At 56.3% G+C, this 18730-nt stretch carries 21 protein-coding genes and 1 pseudogene; 10 read left to right on the top strand and 12 right to left on the bottom strand.

Going from position 1 to position 18730, the window contains the following annotated elements:
• Positions 1 to 208 precede the first annotated feature (208 nt).
• A complete protein-coding gene (locus ACLL9E_RS09120; protein WP_411291422.1) occupies positions 209 to 682 on the top strand; it encodes a copper chaperone PCu(A)C in 474 nt (157 codons plus the stop codon).
• A 180-nt stretch (positions 683 to 862) separates the two neighbouring features.
• A complete protein-coding gene (locus ACLL9E_RS09125; protein WP_411291423.1) occupies positions 863 to 1327 on the top strand; it encodes a vgr related protein in 465 nt (154 codons plus the stop codon).
• On the opposite strand, the gene ACLL9E_RS09130 is transcribed toward ACLL9E_RS09125, so the two are convergent.
• From ACLL9E_RS09130 to hrcA, 3 genes are all read right to left on the bottom strand, one after another.
• Entirely contained in the window at positions 1316 to 2713 is a 1398-nt protein-coding gene (locus tag ACLL9E_RS09130; RefSeq protein WP_411291424.1) for an MATE family efflux transporter, read from the bottom strand. The two genes, ACLL9E_RS09125 and ACLL9E_RS09130, sit on opposite strands and share 12 nt — an antisense overlap.
• 138 nt (positions 2714 to 2851) lie before the next feature.
• Positions 2852 to 3427, bottom strand: coding sequence for a nucleotide exchange factor GrpE (gene grpE / locus ACLL9E_RS09135; RefSeq protein WP_411291425.1), 576 nt, complete (start codon positions 3425 to 3427; stop codon positions 2852 to 2854).
• Between the two features lie 88 nt (positions 3428 to 3515).
• Positions 3516 to 4559, bottom strand: a complete 1044-nt coding sequence (gene hrcA / locus ACLL9E_RS09140) for a heat-inducible transcriptional repressor HrcA (RefSeq protein WP_411291426.1) — start codon at positions 4557 to 4559, stop codon at positions 3516 to 3518.
• Positions 4560 to 4642: 83 nt separating this feature from the next.
• Here hrcA and rph point away from each other — a divergent pair, with 83 nt between their 5' ends.
• From rph to ACLL9E_RS09160, 4 genes are read left to right on the top strand one after another with little or no spacing between them, the layout of a single operon-like run.
• Positions 4643 to 5356, top strand: coding sequence for a ribonuclease PH (gene rph / locus ACLL9E_RS09145; RefSeq protein WP_411291427.1), 714 nt, complete (start codon positions 4643 to 4645; stop codon positions 5354 to 5356).
• 22 nt (positions 5357 to 5378) lie between these two features.
• Positions 5379 to 6005: an RdgB/HAM1 family non-canonical purine NTP pyrophosphatase gene (gene rdgB / locus ACLL9E_RS09150; RefSeq protein ID WP_411291428.1), complete on the top strand. Its 627-nt coding sequence runs from the start codon at positions 5379 to 5381 to the stop codon at positions 6003 to 6005.
• 30 nt (positions 6006 to 6035) lie between these two features.
• On the top strand, positions 6036 to 7196 hold the full coding sequence (gene hemW, locus ACLL9E_RS09155; protein WP_411291429.1) for a radical SAM family heme chaperone HemW: 1161 nt from the start codon (positions 6036 to 6038) through the stop codon (positions 7194 to 7196).
• Positions 7197 to 7208: 12 nt separating this feature from the next.
• The gene (locus ACLL9E_RS09160; RefSeq protein WP_411291430.1) at positions 7209 to 8096 is read left to right on the top strand and encodes a tyrosine recombinase XerC; all 888 of its coding nucleotides are present in this window, start codon (positions 7209 to 7211) and stop codon (positions 8094 to 8096) included.
• Here ACLL9E_RS09160 and ACLL9E_RS09165 read toward each other — a convergent pair.
• From ACLL9E_RS09165 to rsmI, 4 genes are read right to left on the bottom strand one after another with little or no spacing between them, the layout of a single operon-like run.
• A complete protein-coding gene (locus ACLL9E_RS09165) occupies positions 8053 to 8712 on the bottom strand; it encodes a DedA family protein (RefSeq protein WP_411291431.1) in 660 nt (219 codons plus the stop codon). The two genes, ACLL9E_RS09160 and ACLL9E_RS09165, sit on opposite strands and share 44 nt — an antisense overlap.
• A 5-nt stretch (positions 8713 to 8717) precedes the next feature.
• On the bottom strand, positions 8718 to 9674 hold the full coding sequence (gshB, locus tag ACLL9E_RS09170) for a glutathione synthase (RefSeq protein ID WP_411291432.1): 957 nt from the start codon (positions 9672 to 9674) through the stop codon (positions 8718 to 8720).
• Positions 9675 to 9684: 10 nt separating this feature from the next.
• Complete coding sequence (locus ACLL9E_RS09175; RefSeq protein ID WP_411291433.1) at positions 9685 to 10035, bottom strand: YraN family protein; 351 nt, start codon at positions 10033 to 10035, stop codon at positions 9685 to 9687.
• Positions 10032 to 10862 (bottom strand): 16S rRNA (cytidine(1402)-2'-O)-methyltransferase, encoded by an 831-nt coding sequence (gene rsmI, locus ACLL9E_RS09180; protein ID WP_411291434.1) that lies wholly within the window; start codon positions 10860 to 10862, stop codon positions 10032 to 10034. The genes ACLL9E_RS09175 and rsmI overlap by 4 nt, the downstream gene beginning before the upstream one ends.
• Before the next feature lie 33 nt (positions 10863 to 10895).
• Between rsmI and ACLL9E_RS09185 the strand changes: the two genes are divergently transcribed.
• A complete protein-coding gene (locus ACLL9E_RS09185) occupies positions 10896 to 12062 on the top strand; it encodes a penicillin-binding protein activator (RefSeq protein ID WP_411291435.1) in 1167 nt (388 codons plus the stop codon).
• Between the two features lie 53 nt (positions 12063 to 12115).
• Here ACLL9E_RS09185 and def read toward each other — a convergent pair whose 3' ends face one another.
• Both def and recR read right to left on the bottom strand, forming a co-directional pair.
• Positions 12116 to 12673, bottom strand: coding sequence for a peptide deformylase (gene def, locus ACLL9E_RS09190; RefSeq protein WP_411291444.1), 558 nt, complete (start codon positions 12671 to 12673; stop codon positions 12116 to 12118).
• 31 nt (positions 12674 to 12704) lie between these two features.
• Complete coding sequence (gene recR / locus ACLL9E_RS09195) at positions 12705 to 13301, bottom strand: recombination mediator RecR (protein WP_411291436.1); 597 nt, start codon at positions 13299 to 13301, stop codon at positions 12705 to 12707.
• 155 nt (positions 13302 to 13456) lie between these two features.
• Here recR and fmt point away from each other — a divergent pair, with 155 nt between their 5' ends.
• Together fmt and truA are read left to right on the top strand one after the other, a co-directional pair.
• Positions 13457 to 14362, top strand: a complete 906-nt coding sequence (gene fmt / locus ACLL9E_RS09200; RefSeq protein ID WP_411291437.1) for a methionyl-tRNA formyltransferase — start codon at positions 13457 to 13459, stop codon at positions 14360 to 14362.
• Positions 14359 to 15099 (top strand): tRNA pseudouridine(38-40) synthase TruA, encoded by a 741-nt coding sequence (gene truA / locus ACLL9E_RS09205; protein ID WP_411291438.1) that lies wholly within the window; start codon positions 14359 to 14361, stop codon positions 15097 to 15099. The genes fmt and truA overlap by 4 nt, the downstream gene beginning before the upstream one ends.
• 22 nt (positions 15100 to 15121) lie before the next feature.
• Here the strand turns inward: truA and ACLL9E_RS09210 are convergent, their stop codons facing one another.
• From ACLL9E_RS09210 to ACLL9E_RS09220, 3 genes and pseudogenes are all read right to left on the bottom strand, one after another.
• Positions 15122 to 16315 carry an XrtA/PEP-CTERM system-associated ATPase gene (locus tag ACLL9E_RS09210; RefSeq protein ID WP_411291439.1) on the bottom strand — a complete coding sequence of 398 codons (1194 nt, stop codon included), beginning with the start codon at positions 16313 to 16315 and terminating at the stop codon, positions 15122 to 15124.
• A 354-nt stretch (positions 16316 to 16669) separates the two neighbouring features.
• Positions 16670 to 17200 (bottom strand): annotated as a pseudogene (locus ACLL9E_RS09215) (methylated-DNA--[protein]-cysteine S-methyltransferase); the annotation flags it as partial.
• 56 nt (positions 17201 to 17256) lie between these two features.
• Entirely contained in the window at positions 17257 to 17934 is a 678-nt protein-coding gene (locus ACLL9E_RS09220) for a dienelactone hydrolase family protein (RefSeq protein WP_411291440.1), read from the bottom strand.
• Between the two features lie 222 nt (positions 17935 to 18156).
• On the opposite strand from ACLL9E_RS09220, the gene ACLL9E_RS09225 reads away from it, so the two are divergent.
• Positions 18157 to 18723: a F0F1 ATP synthase subunit delta gene (locus tag ACLL9E_RS09225; RefSeq protein ID WP_411291441.1), complete on the top strand. Its 567-nt coding sequence runs from the start codon at positions 18157 to 18159 to the stop codon at positions 18721 to 18723.
• The last annotated feature ends 7 nt before the right edge of the window (positions 18724 to 18730 follow it).

The raw sequence follows: 18730 nt of genomic DNA on the forward strand, positions 1-18730 counted from the left end.
AATTTTAAATTGAACCTATACTTGCCCTGTCACGCGCCAGCCCTATCAGGCACTGGCGTTTGTCGCGACACGACGTTGTAGCGGCGATATAGGTGCCAATTCTCTTGGCACAAGACTTTGGCGCACGTAGATAGACAAAAAGTAAGTGGTATTTCTGTATTGGATGGTCCCGCTATTGGACAATAAGCGGCGGCAATGTGAGGACATTATGAACCGACGGATATGCATATCAAGCGCGGTAGCAGCAGCGCTCCTTATCGTCGGCTGCGGACCAACGCCGCAGCTGAAGGTGAAAGAAGCCGTGTTGACCTTGTCGCCGGTTGACAGCAACCCGTCGGCCTTCCATTTTAACGTGTATGGTGGCCCCGAAGATGTCTACTTGCTGCGGGTAAGCTCACCGTCGGCCATCCGCGCCGAAATGCATGATGTCACCGTTGACGCCAAAACCGGCGCGGTAACAATGGCACCCCTGGACCGCCTGCTCGTCCCTTCCGGCGAGAAAATCGCCTTCAAAAAAGGCGGCAAGCACGTAATGATGTGGGGCGTGAATATCATCCCCCGCAGGCTTGGCATTATTGAAACCGAATTCCTGTTTTCAAACAATGTGCGGATATTGGTGAAGGCACGCGTTCAGGAAATTGACGGCAGCGACCCGGACGAGAAAAAGGCGATTGATGGGTAATTCGTGCCATGGAATACCGGCTACGGCTTGCCGACCACTTCTTGTCGTTTTGAACGTGCGCAATGTTATCTTCTAATTTCGTCATCCTGAACTTGTTTCAGGATAACAGGCGGCATTGATGCGTTGTCCTGAAACAAGTTCAGGACGACGAATGATAGGATAGACCTGTGAAAGACAATCATGTTAGGCCCACATAAATCTGGAAGACCCCTAACCGTCCGTGAACGCGCGCTTGCCGAATCTGTATTCGGGTCCGCGATTAATTATCACAGCATCCGGATTCACAACCGCAAATATTGGTGGTTTCAACCACGGCGCGTCACCATGGCACCAAACGGCCATTTGTGGTTTCACCCCAAAAGCGACCTATTTTGTGATGATTTTTGTGACCGCGACCTAGTTTTGCAGGGCCTTTTCATTCATGAACTGGTACATGTGTGGCAGCACCAAAAAGGCATATTTCTGCCCCTGCGCCGTCATCCCTTTTGCCGATATGATTACAGCCTGAAGCCCGGATGGAAGTTGGCCCAATATGGGTTGGAACAACAAGGCGAAATTGTCCGTCATATTTTTCTTTTGCGTAACGGGGCGAAGGTCGCAGGGGCGCCGCCGCTGTCGCAATATGACGGTGTCCTACCGTTCTAAAGGCAGCAGGCCAAGCCGCGCCCGCATCGACCAGCGAAACAGCATGAGAACCGACACTACAGCCAAGCCGGTGGCAAGGCCCGTCCAGACGCCGACGCCATCCCAACCTGCCTTAAAGGCAAGCCAGGCTCCTATCCCGATGCCAACGATCCAATAGCCGAAAGCGGCAAAATACATTGGTACTTTGGTATCGTGCAACCCGCGCAACATTCCAGCGCCGACCACTTGCGCGCCGTCGACAATTTGAAAAATCGCGGCAACCATGAGAAAGCTAACGGCGAGGTTGAAAACCCGGGTCGTTTCGGCATCGACTGGGGTAACGAAGATACCGATCAAAGCCTCTGGAAACAGATAAATCCCCAAGGCCATTACCGCCATGAAACCTGTCCCAAGCACAAATGCAGTCCACCCGGCTCGGCCAATGCTTGTGGCATCACCGCGACCATAAGCAAGGCCGACCCTAACTGTTGCCGCCTGCCCAAGCCCCATGGGAACCATGAAGGTCAACGAAGCTATCTGGATCGCTACAGCGTGCGCTGCAACGGAGGCTTCGTTGATTAGACCCATAAGCAAAATGGCAACCGCAAACACGCCGCCTTCAAATCCCATTGTCACGCCAATTGGCAAGCCGAGCCGCCAGATTTCGCGATAGCGTCGCCAGTCGGGACGCCAGAAGCGGCCGAACAAATGATAACGCCGAAATTTCGGATGAAAGCTGACCACGAGCGCCATCACAGTGAATTGGACGACGTTCGTTATCGTGCTGCCGATACCTGCACCCAACAGGCCAAGCTGCGGCAACCCGTAATGGCCAAGGATCAGGCCGTAGTTGACGACGGCATTCAAGATGACCGCACCGCAGGCAACCACGGTGGCCCAGACGGGCTTTTCCAGTGCTGCGACGAAGTTGCGCAGCACCAAAAAACCCAGAAAAGGCAGAATTGACCACATATAGCTGCGGACAAAAATCGCAGCGTTCGCGGCCAAATCTGGTTGCTGACCCGTCGCGAGCAGAATCGCTTCTGCATTCCATAAAAACGCCCAGACGGGCACCATGACCGAACAGCAGACCCAAAGGCCCTGCCGGAATGTCCGCCTGATATCGCGCACCGAATGTGCCATCCGGCCTTTTTCAGAGGCCATCATTGGCGCCGTTGCGGTCACCAACCCCATGCAGAAAATGGCGCAGAAGATAGCAAGATTATGCCCCAATGCACCTGCCGCCAATTCACGCGGGCCAAGCCAACCAAGCAAGATGACATCAGTCACGCCAATGAGCATCATCGTCAGGTTCGACAAAATCATTGGCCACGCAAGCACCAATGTCGCGCGAAGCTCATCGCGCCAAGGGGACTGACGGTCCATCGTGATTGCCGTTGCGGTCATCGGGGGCGCTGGATAGCGGAGAGGCCGCGCCGAGACCACCCCCGAAACTATTGATGCCGCAAAAGGCACATTACTGCCCAGATATAGTCACTCCCGCGAAGGCAGCAATGACGCGGATTGGCTTCTGTGGCTGGCAGCTTACTCCGCCGCCTTCGCCACCCCAACCAAAGCAGGGCGCAGCAACCGGTCCTTGATCATGTACCCTGCCTGCATTTCGGCTATGATTGTGCCGGCGGCGGCATCGGTGCTTGGGATTTCAACCATGGCCTGATGCTGGTTGGGATCAAGCGGCATGCCCATAGAGGCGATGCGGGTGATGCCGTTTTTGGCAAACACGCTCTCCAGTTCGCGGCCGGTCGCTTCGAGACCAATGACGAGCGGTTTCATGGCTTCGCTTTCACGCATTTCGGCCGGAATGGCTTCCAAAGCGCGCGTCAGGTTATCGGCAACCGAAAGCACGTCGCGCGCAAAACCGGTGGCTGCATAAGCACGCGCATCCTGGGCTTCTTTCTCCATCCGGCGGCGGACATTTTGTGTTTCTGCCTGTGCATACAAAACTTCCTGCTTTGCGGTTGCGAGCACTTCTTCAAGTGCCGCCACTTTGGCCTCTGCGGTGTCTGTCACTTCGGGCGTTTCGTCCTTCATATGCTCTGGCACGCCTTCAAGTTCTTTTTCCACCGCCGTGTCGGCAGTTGCTGATGTCTTTTTTGTCATAACCTGATTAACCCATTTACGTTGCGACGCTGTGGCCGTTTGTTGCTGTGCGCATATAGAAAGCAATTTTATTTCATCAAGCCGCGCGTCACTTAATTAAACGGCTGAGCGCTTGAGCAGTGAAGTCGACCATGGGCACGATCCGCGCGTAATTCAGCCGCGTTGGGCCAATAACGCCGACCACGCCCACGACTTTTCCGCCTGCTTCGCGATAAGGCGCGGCGATCACCGAAGATCCTGATAGCGAGAAAAGATTATTTTCCGAACCGATAAAAATCCGCGTCGACTGCGCCTCGCGCGCGCTGTCGACCAGCCGGGCGATCTCCTCTTTGCTTTCCAGTTCATCGAGCAATTGCCGAACGCGGTCGAGGTCCGCGGCCGCCGCATCGTCAATCAGGTTTGACTGCCCGCGGACAATCAGCACTGGACGGTCATTTGCGTCCAGCGACCAGATCGCCAAGCCATCACGGACAAGTTTCTGGCTGGCAGAATCGAGTTCGGCCTTTTCCGCACGAATTTCGCTGTCGAGGCGCACTAAGGCTTCGGACAATGTGAGCCCTGACAGGCGCGCAGAAATGTAATTTGCGGCTTCCACCAGCATGGATTCGCTAATTGAAGGGTCAATTGTAACCAGCCGGTTTTCAACGCTATTATCGGAGCCAACCATGATTGCGAGCATTTGCGTAGGCGAAAGACGCGCAAAGCTGAAAGCCTTTAAAACAGCGTCGCGTTTTGGCACCAGCACGATTCCGGCGCAGGCCGACAAACCAGACAGAACCGATGTAGCGGCTGCCAACGCTTCCTCAATCGGCCCGTCGCCCGTAATTTGAGATTCAATTGCGCGCTGTTCTTCGGCAGACGGTTCAGCAGCCTGCATCATACCGTCGACGAAAAGTCGAAGGCCACTTTCGGTTGGTACCCGGCCCGCGCTGGTATGCGGCGAGGCAAGGTAGCCAGCCTCCTCCAAATCTTGCATCACGTTGCGGATCGACGCAGGCGAGAGGTTTAAGCCAGCAAATTTGGAGATTGTGCGCGAGCCAACGGGCGCGCCATTGTCGAGATAGCTCTCGACAACCATCCGAAAGATGATGCGCGTGCGGTCATTCAGTTCATTGATGGGTGTCTGGCTCACACCGACTGATGTAGCGCACCGCGTACTTGCAAAGCAAGCGGGGCAGGCTATTGCAGCCTCCAACCCATTATCAGGAGAAGATCATGCGTCCATCCGGCCGTGCCCCAGACGAAATGCGCGCCATTTCGATTGAAACCCATTTTACCAAACATGCCGAAGGCAGCTGCCTCATCGGCTTCGGCGATACCCGCGTCTTGGTCACCGCAAGCGTTGAAGATCGTATCCCGCCATGGCTGCGCGGCAAGGGTGAAGGCTGGGTCACGGCGGAATATTCGATGCTGCCACGCGCCACGCACACAAGAGGTCAGCGCGAGGCAGCAAAGGGCAAGCAGTCGGGGCGAACTCAAGAAATCCAACGGCTTATTGGCCGGTCTTTACGAACTATCGTCGATCTGAAGAAACTGGGCGAACACCAGATTACCCTCGACTGCGATGTTCTGCAGGCTGATGGCGGCACACGTACGGCAGCTATTTCAGGCGCCTGGGTAGCATTGCGGCTCGCGGTCAACGGCCTACTTGCGTCTGGCGCAGTTAAGGAAGACCCGATCAGCGGCCGGGTTGCAGCCGTTAGCTGTGGCATCTTCAAAGGCACGCCAGTGCTTGATCTCGATTATATCGAAGACTCCGCCGCGGACGCCGATGCCAACTTCGTTCTGATCGAAGGCGGCCAAATTGCCGAGGTGCAAGCCACCGCCGAGGGCGCGACATATGACGAAGAAGGTTTGTTGCGTTTGCTTCGCTTGGCACGCATGGGAACCGACCGCATTTTCGCCGTACAGGCCGAGGCGGTTAAGTAGGCGAAGGCATTAGGGAGCAATAATGACTCACCGCAAACTCCTCCCCGGAAAGCTCGTGATCGCCAGTCACAACGCAGGCAAGGTGCGCGAAATCCGTGCATTGCTCGCGCCTTTTGGCATAGAGCCTGTCTCCGCAGGCGAACTGGGTTTAGCCGAACCGGAGGAAACCGGCACCAGCTTTGCTGAGAACGCCTTGCTGAAGGCCCATGCGTCGGCGCAAGGTTCCGGGCTGCCCGCGCTTGCCGATGACAGTGGCTTGTGCGTCGCGGCATTGGGCGGCGCGCCGGGCGTCTACACCGCTGACTGGGCCGAATCCCAAACGTTCGAGGGCGAGGCTGGGCGTAACTGGTATATGGCCATGGGCAAGGTTGAAGGTAAGCTCGCACAAATTGGTCCCAATGCAGATCGAAGCGCCTATTTTATCTGCACGCTCGCCATTGCGTGGCCCGACGGACACGAGGAAATATTTGAAGGCCGCGTTCAGGGCAGCCTGACCTGGCCACCGAGGGGCACGTTGGGCTTTGGCTATGATCCTGTGTTCGTGCCCGAAGGACGCACCGAAACCTTTGCCGAGCTTGATCCAGAGGAAAAGCATGCGATGAGCCACCGGGCAGATGCGTTTCGCAAGCTCGTTGCTGCGGTTTTTTGAGCACGCCTGCACGCTTACACACCTCAGCAAATGCCAAACCCCCTCGCCCTCTACATTCACTGGCCGTTTTGCGTTTCGAAATGCCCTTATTGTGATTTCAACAGCCATGTGCGCGAAAGCGTGGACGACGCTGCATGGCGCACTGCGCTGTTAGCGGACATGGCCTATGAGGCAAAGCTGACGCCCGATCGAAAGCTCACATCCATCTTCTTTGGCGGCGGTACGCCTTCGCTAATGCCGCCTTCAACGGTCGCGGCGCTTATCGATACAGCGGCGCAGCTTTGGGGATTTGCCGATGATATCGAAATAACGCTTGAAGCAAATCCGTCTTCTGTGGAGGCTGCCCGGTTCGCAGATCTCGCAACCGCAGGTGTAAACCGAGTGTCGCTTGGCCTCCAATCGCTGGACGACGCAGCTTTGGCCTTTCTGGGGCGCGCCCATTCGGTCGCGGAAAGCCTTAATGCGCTGGAAATTGCACAGCGCCATTTTGACCGGATCAACATTGATTTGATCTATGCGCGACCCGACCAGACGGCAGGACAATGGGAACAAGAGCTTCAGCGCGCTCTGTCCTTTGGCACTGACCATATGTCGCTGTACCAGCTGACCATTGAGCCGGGCACGCGGTTTGAAACACTTGTGCGAACCGGGCACTTCATCCCCGCCGCCGCCGACGACGCAGCCACATTATATGAAATTACCCAGCAGATCACGTCAGCCGCGGCCATTCCGGCCTATGAAATCAGCAACCATGCGCGAACGGCAAGCGAAAGCCGGCATAACCTCAGCTATTGGCGATATGATGATTATATCGGCATTGGACCAGGCGCGCATGGACGTCGGTTGAACTCTGCGACGCAACGCCACAAGAAACCTGAAAATTTTCTGTCTGCCGTTGCGCGGAATATGCACGGCATAAGCAGCGAAGAGCATCTTGATGCCGAGAGCCGCGCGACGGAGAGCTTGCTGATGGGCCTGCGCTTGAACGAGGGGATTAGCCTTGATCGGCTATCGGCGCGAACAGGCGTTGCTGCGGACAAGCTTCTGGATCTCGCTGCGGTGGACAAGATTGCGCAGCTTGGTCTTATCCAGCGTACAGGCGACCACGTAACCGTCACATCGCAAGGCATGCCCTTGCTCGACGCTATCCTGCCGCAGATAGTAAATGTTGAGGTGGAGACCGCCGCCTGATAGCACAGACGCATGCCGTCTTTGCTCACCGAATATCATGCGTTCCTGACCGACAATCGTCGGATGTCGCCGCACAGTGTTCGCGCCTATCAGGCAACAGCAGAGCGGCTCGCGGGCTTTTTGCAGTTGCACTGGGGCAATGAAGTCGACCGCGAAGCGCTGCATAAAATTTCAACTGCAGATATCAGGGCATTTCTGGCGGACCGGCGCGGCGATGGCCTCACCAACCGTTCAACAGCGCGCGAACTCTCTGCCGCGCGACATTTCTTGCGCTTTGCTTTGGGCGAAAGTGCCACCTTGCCCGCCATGAAAGGACCGCGCGTGCAACGCAGCCTGCCCCGGCCGGTTAATCCGGACGATGTTTTGGCGCTGGCCGACGACATCGCCGAAAATGCAAAAGACGGTTGGGTCGGGGCACGCGATTGGGCCTTGCTCTTGCTGCTATATGGCAGCGGGTTGCGGGTCAGCGAAGCGACAGGCCTTCATGGTGATATCCTGCCGCTTGGCGCGACGTTGCGGGTAACCGGCAAGCGGAATAAAACGCGTATTGTTCCTCTGCTGGAGCAAGTCAGGACCGCCATTCAGGACTATCTCGCATTGTGCCCTTACGCTGCCAGTGCCGACCAGCCTTTGTTTCGCGGCGCGCGGGGTGGACCATTGTCGCCCGCATTAGTGCGCCGCGCGGTTCAGGGCGCGCGCACGCGGCTTGGCCTGTCCGACCGCACAACACCGCATGCCCTGCGCCATAGTTTTGCTACGCATTTACTGGCAGGCGGTGCAGACTTGCGCAGCCTTCAGGAATTATTGGGCCATGCCAGCCTGTCGTCTACGCAGGTGTATACAGCCGTTGATACCGCTATGCTTCTGGATGAGTATCAGAATTCGCATCCAAGGGCATAGCAGGCGCTGCCTTTTTTGGATGCGTGACGTTCCAGCGGGCAAGACGCCAGACATAGGTCAAGACGATACCAGCAATCACTAAGGTCGATAACGGCCCAAGCCATTTTTCGACGTCTTCGAACTGAGACCCCAAGAAATAGCCTGCGCAGGCCAGCGCAGCAGTCCAACCAGCGGTTCCAATCGTCGAGAAAATCAAAAAGCGCCGAAGAGTCATGCCAAACAGGCCGGCAGGTATCGAAATGAGTGACCGCAACGTCGGTAACATGCGCGCGATCAGCACAATGATTGAACCATGTTTGCGAAACAACCTGTGGCCCCGCTCCACTTCTTCCCAATCAAGCGTCAACCAGCGGCTAAAACGGTCAATGAAGATTTGCATTCGCGCTTCGCCAAATTTGACAGCTACCCAGTACCAAATCCAGTTGCCGAGCATTGCGCCTGCAGTTCCCGCCGCAATCGTGCCCGCAAGGTTCATGTTACCGCGCGCGGATGATACGCCAGCTACGGTCATGATGACTTCGGACGGTATCGGCGGAAATATGGTTTCCAGAAGCATCAGCAAAGCAACACCCCAATAATGGCCCCATTCGACCAAGCGGATAATCCAGTCTTCCATGAAGCTTAACCCTTAATCCGGCGCTCGATGGCGTCGAGAATGCGCGATGGTGTGTCCGTGCCATTGAAGCGATCAATCGCGACGATCCCGGTGGGCGATGTGACGTTGATTTCGGTAAGCCACTGACCGCCAATAACATCAATACCGACATAGACCAGCCCGAGTTCTTTCAACCGGGGTCCCATTTTTGCGCAGATTTCCAGTTCGCGTGGCGTCAATTCAGTTGCTTCAGCGCTACCACCCATCGCAAGATTTGACCGGAACTCTCCTTCGCCGGGACGACGGTTGATTGCGCCAGTAATCTCACCATCAATCATGACAATGCGCTTGTCGCCCTTGGCCACATCAGGCAGAAATGGCTGCACCATATGTGGCTCAGGCCAGGTGTTGTTGAACACTTCGAACAAGGCGCCAAGGTTGGTGCCATCGGCATCGATGCGGAAGATAGCCTTGCCGCCATTGCCATGCAGCGGCTTCACCACGACAGCGCCGTGTTCCTTTTGGAAATCGCGCACTTCGTCGGCCGAGCGGGTGATCAAAGTCGGCGGCATATATTGCCGATAGTCCAACACCATCACCTTTTCGGGTGCGTTGCGGACGCTGGCGGGGTTGTTGACGACGAGTGTCTCATGTTCGATGCGCTCAAGCAAATGTGTAGCGGTGATATAGCCGACGTGAAAAGGCGGATCCTGGCGCATCAGCACGACGTCAATGTCCGCCCCCAAATCGATCCTTCGGGGCGTACCAAAGCGGTAATGCGCGCCGTCAACACGTTGCACGTCATGCACCGGATGCGCCCACGCCGTCAGTCGGTCATTGGCGTCCAGTGTCAAGGTCGTCACGTCATAATGCCAGACATCATAGCCGCGCGATTGGCCGGCAAGCATCAGCGCGAAGCTTGAGTCGCCGTGGATGTTGATTCCGTCCATCGCGTCCATCTGGACTGCCATTTTTATTGCCATGCGCTTGTCCTTATCCGTGCCAAACATTGGGCAAATGGTTCGGCCAGCGCCATGGCGCAACCATAATCACGTCAATCTGCATATTTTCACACTTTTTGCCATATTTGGGGAGCAGAATTTCGGCTGCAGCTGCCACACGGCGCAATCTTGTGGCATCAATCGCGGTGGCAAGGTCGCGCGTGTGCGTTCGGGCCTTTACCTCGACAAAGGCAATGCTTTTGCCCCGCCGTGCGATGAGGTCCACTTCGCCGCGCGGCGTTTTTACGCGCGTGCCAACGATACGCCAGCCCTTAAGGCGCAGGAACCATGCGGCAAGTGTTTCGCCGCGACGGCCGCGCTTTTCTGCCGCAAGGCGGTTCATATGGCCTTCAACTCGGTAGCGCGTGCATAAACGTCGCTGCGTTCCAAGCCGAAACGCTTGGCAATTGCCCCTGCTGCCTTGGCCGCGGACATGGTTTGGAGGGCATCCTTTAAGGCAGCATCCACATCGCCGGTCTCGGTTACCATATCATCATCGGGCGGGCCCACAATGAGAACAATTTCCCCTTTCGGCTCATGCTCTGCATATCGCGCGGCAAGTTCAGCCGCGGTTCCTGTGACAACCTCTTCAAACTTCTTGGTCAATTCGCGCGCCACAGCGACTTCACGGTTGCCATAAGTTTCAGCGATCGCGGTCAAAGTGGCGGCGAGGCGCGGTCCGGCCTCGTAGAAAACCAGAGTTGCCCTGACTTGGCCAAGCTCCACCAGCGTCTCGACGCGCGCCTTGGCCTTGTTTGGCAAAAAACCTGCAAACAAGAAACGGTCGGTAGGCAGGCCGCAGATCGACAACGCCGCCGTGACGGCGCTGGCACCTGGTATCGTGAACACCGGCACGCCGGCTTCCCGCGCTGACCGGACAAGCTTATATCCGGGGTCAGAGATAAGCGGTGTTCCGGCGTCCGATACCAAAGCCACAATGGACCCGCGCGCTGCGGCCACAAGGGACTCGCGCTCCACCTCTCCGCTATGGTCGTTATAGCGCCGCATTTTTTTCTTCAGGCCAAGATGATGCAACAATTTGCCAGTCACGCGGCTGTCCTCAACAGCAACTATTTCTGCGGCTTTCAGCAGATCGATTGCCCGTTGTGACATATCTGCAAGGTTGCCGATTGGGGTCGCGACGACATATAAGCCCGATTCGAAAGCCATCCGATGTATATGCTTCTTCCCAAGGAACCCGAAATGAGCGCAACCATTGCCGCAACGAGCGCACGGCCGCAAGCTTTAGCAGGCCAGATCAAAAAGCTGCTGATATTGGCAACCGTCATCCTGCTATCGGCATGTGCCGCGATCCCGCGCGGCAAAGGACCGCCTCCTGTTGTAACGGCTGACCCGATGGACAGCATGCATCGGGTCGCGTTGTTGTTGCCCGTCACGGGACCAGACGCCGATGTCGGGCAGTCAATTGCCAATGCAACTGTATTGGCATTGGCAGATACCAAAGTCACCAACATCCGGATGATTACGTACGACACTGGCCTTGGTGTGGCAGCAGCAACCAAACGGGCGATTGCCGACGGTAACAAGGTCATCCTTGGGCCACTGCGCGGCGACCATGTTGTCGAAGCGGCAGCGTTCGCAAGGCCAGCGGGTGTGCCAATCATCAGCTTCTCGAACGATGTCGGTGTTGCCGGGCAAAATGTGTTTCTGCTTGGACACTTGCCAAACCAGTCCATCGACCGGGTGGTGCGTTACGCCAAGTCGCAAGGGCATAACCGCTTTGCCGGCATCGTCTCGTCCAATGTTTACGGGCAACGGGCGCAATCGAACCTGACGGCTGCGGTGCGCAATGCCGGCGGCGTGCTTGTTAGCATTCAGGAATCCAACGGGACGACAGCTTCGGCCGATGCAGCGGCACGCCGCTTGGCGCAAATGGGTGGCGTTGACGCTGTCTTAATCGCTGACAGTGGTCGCGCTGCCATTGCAACCGTTCCTGCGCTGCGCCGCAGCGGATTGCGTAACGCGAAAATACTCGGCACCGATTTGTGGAATATTGACGGCACTCTGGCGGGCAGCTCGAATATGTATGGGGCGTGGTTCGCAAGCGTATCCGACACCCTGTATACCCAATATGCAACAAAATACCGCGCACGTTTTGGCAAGCCGCCGTTGCGCCTGTCGAGCCTTGGTTATGACTCAGTGTTGCTCGTCGCACGCGTTGCCCGCGACTGGCGTCCCGGCACACGTTTTCCCGTATCGCAATTGATGGATCCGCAGGGGTTCATCGGCGTCGATGGGGCATTCCGCTTCAACTCCAACGGGCAGTCAGACCGCATGCTTGAGGTGCAGGAGATTCAGGCTGGGAAGTTTGTCACCGTCAGCCCAGCACCATCGCAGTTTGCAAAGTAGCAGAGCGAACCTTCGCTCCTTCAGGCCCGTGCCGGAGTGACACCGCACCATGATCAGTGGTGGCAATGCTCGCCATGAACATGGCCGCCACCCAATTTGCGGGCTTTCTCAATTTTCTTAAGCACCATCTGACGCTTCAACCGGGACAAATGGTCGATAAACAATATGCCCTCAAGATGATCCATCTCGTGCTGAAGGCATGTTGCCATCATGCCAGTCATGGTCTCTTCATGGACTTTACCTTCAAGATCCTGCCAGCGCGCGCGGATTTGAGCCGGGCGTTCGACCTCTGCATATTGGTCAGGAACCGACAAGCACCCCTCGTTATACACGCTGTGGTCGTCTGAAGGGTCCAATATTTCAGGGTTCACAAAAACGCGCGGGTTGCGGACAGGCTCCTCGCCTTCCGTTTCCTCTTCTTGCAAATCAATAACGAGCAGACGCTTGGGGATGCCAACTTGAATGGCGGCAAGGCCAATTCCGGGCGCTGCGTACATGGTCTCGATCATATCATCGACCAAGGCTTTCAAATCATCGCCAAAGCTCTCGACCGGTTTCGAGATGGTTTTCAGCCGTGGGTCGGGCACTTCAAGAATAGGTAATATCGCCATGGGTCGCAGATAGGGACGGTCTTGCGATAAATCAACCGACAGGACGCCGCGCCCGCAAAGCTTGCGCCAGCGTGCCATCATCGAGATAGTCGAGTTCGCCACCCACAGGCACGCCGTGCGCCAATTGCGTGAGGCGAATTGGGAATTGTTCAAGCCGTTCGGCAAGATAATGTGCAGTTGTCTGCCCCTCAAGCGTGGCGTTCATGGCAAGTACCACTTCATCGATGCCGCCAACCGCGATGCGGGCGACCAAGCCGTCGATGTTCAAATCCTCAGGCCGAACGCCGTCAAGTGCGGACAGGCGGCCACCAAGCACGTGATATTTTCCGGGAAAAAGCCGCGACCGATCAAGCGCCCACAGGTCTGATACATCTTCGACGACGCAGATGGAGCGGATGTCGCGCCTTGGGTCAACGCAAATGCCGCACGGGTTTCCCGTGTCGATATTGCCGCAGGTGCTGCAAACCACCAACCTTTGCTCCACGTGCTCCAACGCCCGCAAGAGCGGCTGGAGAACGCTTTCGCGCTTTTTCATCAGATGCAGAACGACGCGACGCGCAGATCGCGGACCAAGGCCGGGTAATTTTGACAATGCTTGTGCCAGTGCGTCTATTTCTTGCGATGCCATGTCCCTCGCTTTAAGGCTGCACGCCGACAAGTAAACAGTTCCGTTCGTGTCGAGCATCGTCGAGACACCGCGAATGCGCACATGGACTATTGGTGTCTCGACTGGGCTCGACACGAACGGTTTCTGGCGTGGGGACAAGGTTTGGGAATTGATTGATGCGTCTTGCCTTCATGGGAACACCGGAATTTGCCGTGCCTACGCTCGATGCGCTGGTCGCCGCCGGGCATGAAGTGATCGCGGTCTACACGCAGCCACCCCGCCCTGCCAATCGCGGCAAGAAGCTCACCCCCTCGGCGGTGCAACAGCGTGCGGAGGAACTTGGCCTCTACGTGCGATCGCCTCTCTCGCTGCGTCAGGAGGACGCACAGGCCGATTTTGCCGCACTTGGTCTCGATGCCGCCATCGTCGCGGCATATGGCCTAATCCTGCCCCAAGCGGTTCTGAGCGCGCCTAAATATGGCTGCCTGAATGTGCACGGATCGTTGCTGCCCCGCTGGCGTGGTGCCGCGCCAGTGCAACGAGCCATTCTGGCGGGTGATATTACCACGGGCGTCATGGTCATGCAGATGGAGGCAGGGTTGGATACCGGACCTGTCCGCGCTACCACTGAAACCGAAATAGCGAACAAAACCACAGGTACGCTAACTGCCGAGTTGGCAGAGCTTGGCGCTGAACTGATGGTCCGGGTTCTTGCTGATATCGATGCATATCCGTGCGTGCCGCAACCTGAGGCGGGCGTCACTTATGCAGCGAAGGTCGACAAGGCGGAAACGAAACTGGATTTTGCGATGTCGGCCGTGGCAGTCGAACGCCAAATCCGCGCCTTTAACCCTGCGCCAGGTGCCTGGTTTGAATTTGGAGGCGAACGATATCGCGTGCTGTCTGCTGCGGTCGTTGCTGGCAATGGTACGCCAGGTGAAGTCATCGACGATGCTCTGAGCATTGCATGTCAGGACACGGCCATTCGCCCGATGCTTATCCAACGCTCTGGCAAACCCGCAATGCCGTTAGCAGACCTCCTGCGCGGCAAAGCAATCCCGGTTGGTACGATCCTGATATGACCCGTTTTGCGCTCACCATCGAATTTGATGGCGGTCCTTACATGGGTTGGCAATGGCAAGACCACGGTCCATCCGTTCAGGGCGCAATCGAAGAAGCCATATTCAAGACAACCGGCGAGAAGACACTGGTCTACAGCGCTGGACGCACCGACGCGGGCGTGCATGCGCTTGGTATGCGCGCGCATGTCGACGTGCAAAAAGACTTGTCACCCTTTCGCCTGATGGAGGCAATCAACGCGCATCTGCGGCCGCACCCGATTGCCATATTGGCATGTGAACAAGTCGCCGGTGACTGGCATGCGCGTTTCAGCTGCATTGGCCGCGCATATGAATATCGCATCCTAAACCGGCGCGCCTCGTTGACGCTCGAGAGGGGCCGCGTGTGGCGTGTCGGCCCCGATCTTGACGCCGACGCCATGCATTCAGCAGCACAAATCCTCGTCGGCTCGCATGATTTCACGACTTTCCGTTCAACCGCGTGCCAATCAGCCAGCCCCGTCAAGACGCTCGACCGGCTTAATGTGCGGCGGGAGGGACAGCATCTCATTATTGAAGCGGCGGCCTTGTCCTTCCTGCATCACCAAGTCCGGTCGATGGTCGGTTGCCTCGTAGCGGTAGGGATTGGTCGTTGGACAGCAGCGGACTTGCAAGCCGCGCTGGCCGCCGCTGACCGGTCCGCCTTGGCGGAGAACGCGCCGCCCGATGGACTATATTTCGTACGGGCCCTTTACCCTTAAATATCCCGGTCAGACGCGCGTTTCACGCTGCGCGGTTGCTTTGCCGAAAACGCGCCTCGACGCTGCCCTCCTTGTCCATCCAGTCAATCATCGTGGCAAGCACGCGGCGAAGGGCGTCATCTTGGTCGGCCACCCGTTGCTCCAGCGCAGCCAATCGTGTGCCCAAATCGATTTCTTCGACAGGAACATCTTGACCAGGCGGGGATTCGAGAGCCGTTAGCAAACTGGTATCCGGTTCAACGATCTGCACAAGCACCGAATCAGGCACTTCGCTCTGCTCTTCAGTGTGCGCAACGATGACGTCTTCGGGAATGTCTTCCTTGGGGGTTTCTTCGCCACCCAGGGCTTTTTGCGGTTCGGCAATTTCGACAATGCCAGTGGATAATTGCGCGTCATAGGCAAATGGGGTCCCTGCCATATCCACCACCACAGCGCAGACAACTGCAGCATCAATAAAATTGACCTGTTCCACCGCACCCATCAACATGACCCGGTTCATGATAGTGTTCAACTTGCGAGGAACGCCGCTTGTTTCTGCAAATAGCATCGGGAAAGCGTCTGGCGAAAAGCTGGGGTTTCCGGTCCATCCGGCGCGGGCCAAACGGTGTAGCACATAGGGCTCAACCTCATTTGCATCCATGGGGTCGAGGTGATGCGTCGCAATGACGCGTTGCTGCAACTGTTCGAGTTCAGGCGCATCGCGCACAAGATCGCGAAACTCGGGCTGTCCAAGCAAGAATATCTGCAACAGCGCCGACGAACCCAATTGATAGTTGGAGAGCATCCGCAGTTCTTCCAATGCATCGATGGAAAGATTTTGCGCCTCGTCGACCACCAACAAACATCGACGTCCAGTCCGCGCCTCGGCGTGCAGGAAATTTTCGATGCTTCGTAACGACGCTGCTTTATCGAGGCCTCTTGTATCAATGCCAAATGATACGGCGGTCATTTGAACGATATCATGTGCGTCAAGCCGACTGGTAACAATCGTTGCCGCCGTCATCCTCGCCCGGTCGATGCTTTGCATCAGGTGACTGACAAGCGTTGATTTGCCCGCTCCAACGTCGCCGGTAATGATAATGAAGCCTTCGCCTTGAGCAAGTCCATAGCCCAAATAGGACAACGCTTTGCGGTGTGTCGCACTTTCAAAATAAAACAAAGGATCAGGCGTAAGCTGGAAGGGACGTCCCGTTAACCCATAATATTCATCATACATGTCAATCTAACCCCTTCAACATTCCCTGTTCAAACGCCTCAGCGCAAATGCCGTCCGTTCGCCGTTTGCGCGGCTGGGAACGGACGTAGAATTTTCTACCTCGAAATCAGTCGCGGACTGTTTTCCACGAAGAGGAATCTCGTCGGGTTCAAAGCGAACACGATAAAAATCTTATACTACTGATATCTAACGAAAACTGCATTATCGGCCCTTTTGGGCGCCACGCACACTTGCGATGGTCGCTCCCCGACCTCGCATATGCCCAAAAAGGGTGAACAGAATGTTATGATTGGCCGCAAGTATTTGACCAAAATTTGCAATCGTAGGGAACTGTGTATCTTGGTAACTATCTGCTTATACAGAAAATAAATCACGTCTGCCGGCTTCCCGCTCAAGCAGACTCCGCTTGCGTTCAAGCCCATAAGCATAGCCTCCGAGCCCGCCATTAGAACGAATGACCCGGTGGCATGGGATCAGCACCGCAACCGGATTTGCGCCATTAGCTGCGCCTGCTGCACGGACCGCGTCTGGCTTTCCAACCGCAGCAGCAATTTCCGCATAATTTCGCGTTTCTCCAACGGGAATCTCAAGTAACGCTTGCCAGACGGCCATTTGAAACGCGGTGCCACGAACATCCAACGGTATGTCCGCGATGTTTACAGGATTACGAATGGTCAGAGCCGCTGCGTTCGCCAACGCAACTGTCGACGCGCCGCCGACAACAATATGGGCCTTGGGAAACAGGTACCTTAACGCAGTCTCATTTTCATCGAATGAAAGTCGGCACACCCCTATGTCGGTCACAGCCAGCAGCATGTGGCCAAGTACGGTTTCGGTCACGGTCCATTCAACTGTTACCCCGTCGCCGCCGTCATTCCAGACGCTGGGCCGGCGAAATTCCCCACTGGTCATTTGCTGTTCTAACAGCGGCGTCAAAATGGCTATCCGCCGCAAGCGCGAAAAAGTGCAATTGTCCGCTCCCGAGCCAGTTCAGCGCTAGGTTCGTGATAATCCTTTCGCCGATCTGAGTTAAAGCCGTGATTTGCGTCATAGATAAATATCTGCGCTGTCGGATGTGCCTTTTCGATGAGTGCTTCGACGCCTTCCATGGGAATACCAGCATCGTAGCGCCCGAAATGCGCGATCGTAGCGCATTTGGGCGGCTTATCCGCATATAAGGTGGGGACAAGACTTCCATAATAGCAGCTCGCGGCAGCAAGATCGTCGCTGATGCCGGCCACGGCCCACGCAACCGACCCGCCATAGCAATAACCCGTGATGAAAACCGGCCCCCTGTCCTTTAATGCATCGATGCATACGTGCGCATCATCCAATGATTGCACAAACGGATGGAGTTCCCGTGCAAGTTCAACGGCGCGCGTGTAATCGGGGCCTGTATAATCAGCTTCAAAGCCCGGATGCTCCCTGTCAAATATGGCGGGAGAAAGAACTTCATATCCATCTGCGGCATATTCGTCACATAATTCCCGAATGTGGTCAGTCACCCCAAAAATTTCCTGCACAAGTACCAGCCCGCCGCGACGCGTCCCGACAGCTTCAGCGTGATAAACGCCGATTTCAGCGCCATCCGCCATTTTCATGCGAATCATTTCGCCCATAAGATTCTCCATGCCGTCATCCTGAACTTGTTCCAGGATACCACGTATGGCAGCTTGTTATCCTGAAACAAGTTCAGGATGACGATTACGTTTATCCAAGCGCCAATCCCTATCTTGCATCGCAGCAAAACCCCTGCTAGGCGCGCGGCGACGCTTGAGAAAGGGCAACCTTTCGGGCATGTCAGCAAAAACATCAGTCGTACATCTTAAGGACGAAAACGCGTGGATATTTCCGGCGGCACAAGCGCTAATATACAAGCCAGTCTTGCTGGCCGTTACGCGACGGCATTGTTCGAGCTGGCGCGCGACGCGAAAGCAATCGACGCCGTCGAAAACAGCATGGGCAGCATCGCGCAGGCGGTTTTCGAATCGGCTGACCTTAAGTCCCTGACGACCAATCCTGTCCTCAGCCGTGACGACGCAAAAAAGGCGATCGCCGCTGTTGCAAAGGCAATGAAGCTTGATCCCCTGACGGCAAAAACATTGGGCGTACTTGCGCACAACCGTCGCCTGAACGAGATAAGAGCAGTAGCGCGCGCTTTTGCAACGCTTGCCGCGTCGCATCGTGGCGAAGTGACAGCAGAAGTTACCTCCGCCCACGCCTTGAGCGCAGCGCAGACCAAAGCATTGTTGGCCACACTTAAAACGCGCGTCGGCAGCGCCGTCGCCATCCAGACCAAAGTTGATCCGTCACTTCTTGGCGGGCTTACCGTTAAAATCGGAAGCCAGATGATCGACAACTCAATCAAAACCCGTTTGAACACCCTCGCTAACGCGATGAAAGGCTAAGTAGCAA

It is taken from the genome of Sphingorhabdus sp. (assembly GCF_046596595.1).
In the GTDB taxonomy this organism is placed as follows: Bacteria; Pseudomonadota; Alphaproteobacteria; order Sphingomonadales; family Sphingomonadaceae; genus Sphingorhabdus_B.

What these genes read in the sequence shown, in the direction of transcription:
- ACLL9E_RS09120 (WP_411291422.1), top strand. Translation starts at nt 209, where the DNA reads ATGAACCGACGGATATGCATATCAAGCGCGGTAGCAGCAGCGCTCCTT.
- ACLL9E_RS09125 (WP_411291423.1), top strand. Translation starts at nt 863, where the DNA reads ATGTTAGGCCCACATAAATCTGGAAGACCCCTAACCGTCCGTGAACGC.
- ACLL9E_RS09130 (WP_411291424.1), bottom strand. Translation starts at nt 2,713, where the DNA reads ATGACCGCAACGGCAATCACGATGGACCGTCAGTCCCCTTGGCGCGAT.
- grpE (WP_411291425.1), bottom strand. Translation starts at nt 3,427, where the DNA reads ATGACAAAAAAGACATCAGCAACTGCCGACACGGCGGTGGAAAAAGAA.
- rph (WP_411291427.1), top strand. Translation starts at nt 4,643, where the DNA reads ATGCGTCCATCCGGCCGTGCCCCAGACGAAATGCGCGCCATTTCGATT.
- rdgB (WP_411291428.1), top strand. Translation starts at nt 5,379, where the DNA reads ATGACTCACCGCAAACTCCTCCCCGGAAAGCTCGTGATCGCCAGTCAC.
- hemW (WP_411291429.1), top strand. Translation starts at nt 6,036, where the DNA reads ATGCCAAACCCCCTCGCCCTCTACATTCACTGGCCGTTTTGCGTTTCG.
- ACLL9E_RS09160 (WP_411291430.1), top strand. Translation starts at nt 7,209, where the DNA reads ATGCCGTCTTTGCTCACCGAATATCATGCGTTCCTGACCGACAATCGT.
- ACLL9E_RS09165 (WP_411291431.1), bottom strand. Translation starts at nt 8,712, where the DNA reads ATGGAAGACTGGATTATCCGCTTGGTCGAATGGGGCCATTATTGGGGT.
- gshB (WP_411291432.1), bottom strand. Translation starts at nt 9,674, where the DNA reads ATGGCAATAAAAATGGCAGTCCAGATGGACGCGATGGACGGAATCAAC.
- ACLL9E_RS09175 (WP_411291433.1), bottom strand. Translation starts at nt 10,035, where the DNA reads ATGAACCGCCTTGCGGCAGAAAAGCGCGGCCGTCGCGGCGAAACACTT.
- rsmI (WP_411291434.1), bottom strand. Translation starts at nt 10,862, where the DNA reads ATGGCTTTCGAATCGGGCTTATATGTCGTCGCGACCCCAATCGGCAAC.
- ACLL9E_RS09185 (WP_411291435.1), top strand. Translation starts at nt 10,896, where the DNA reads ATGAGCGCAACCATTGCCGCAACGAGCGCACGGCCGCAAGCTTTAGCA.
- def (WP_411291444.1), bottom strand. Translation starts at nt 12,673, where the DNA reads ATGGCGATATTACCTATTCTTGAAGTGCCCGACCCACGGCTGAAAACC.
- recR (WP_411291436.1), bottom strand. Translation starts at nt 13,301, where the DNA reads ATGGCATCGCAAGAAATAGACGCACTGGCACAAGCATTGTCAAAATTA.
- fmt (WP_411291437.1), top strand. Translation starts at nt 13,457, where the DNA reads ATGCGTCTTGCCTTCATGGGAACACCGGAATTTGCCGTGCCTACGCTC.
- truA (WP_411291438.1), top strand. Translation starts at nt 14,359, where the DNA reads ATGACCCGTTTTGCGCTCACCATCGAATTTGATGGCGGTCCTTACATG.
- ACLL9E_RS09210 (WP_411291439.1), bottom strand. Translation starts at nt 16,315, where the DNA reads ATGTATGATGAATATTATGGGTTAACGGGACGTCCCTTCCAGCTTACG.
- ACLL9E_RS09220 (WP_411291440.1), bottom strand. Translation starts at nt 17,934, where the DNA reads ATGGGCGAAATGATTCGCATGAAAATGGCGGATGGCGCTGAAATCGGC.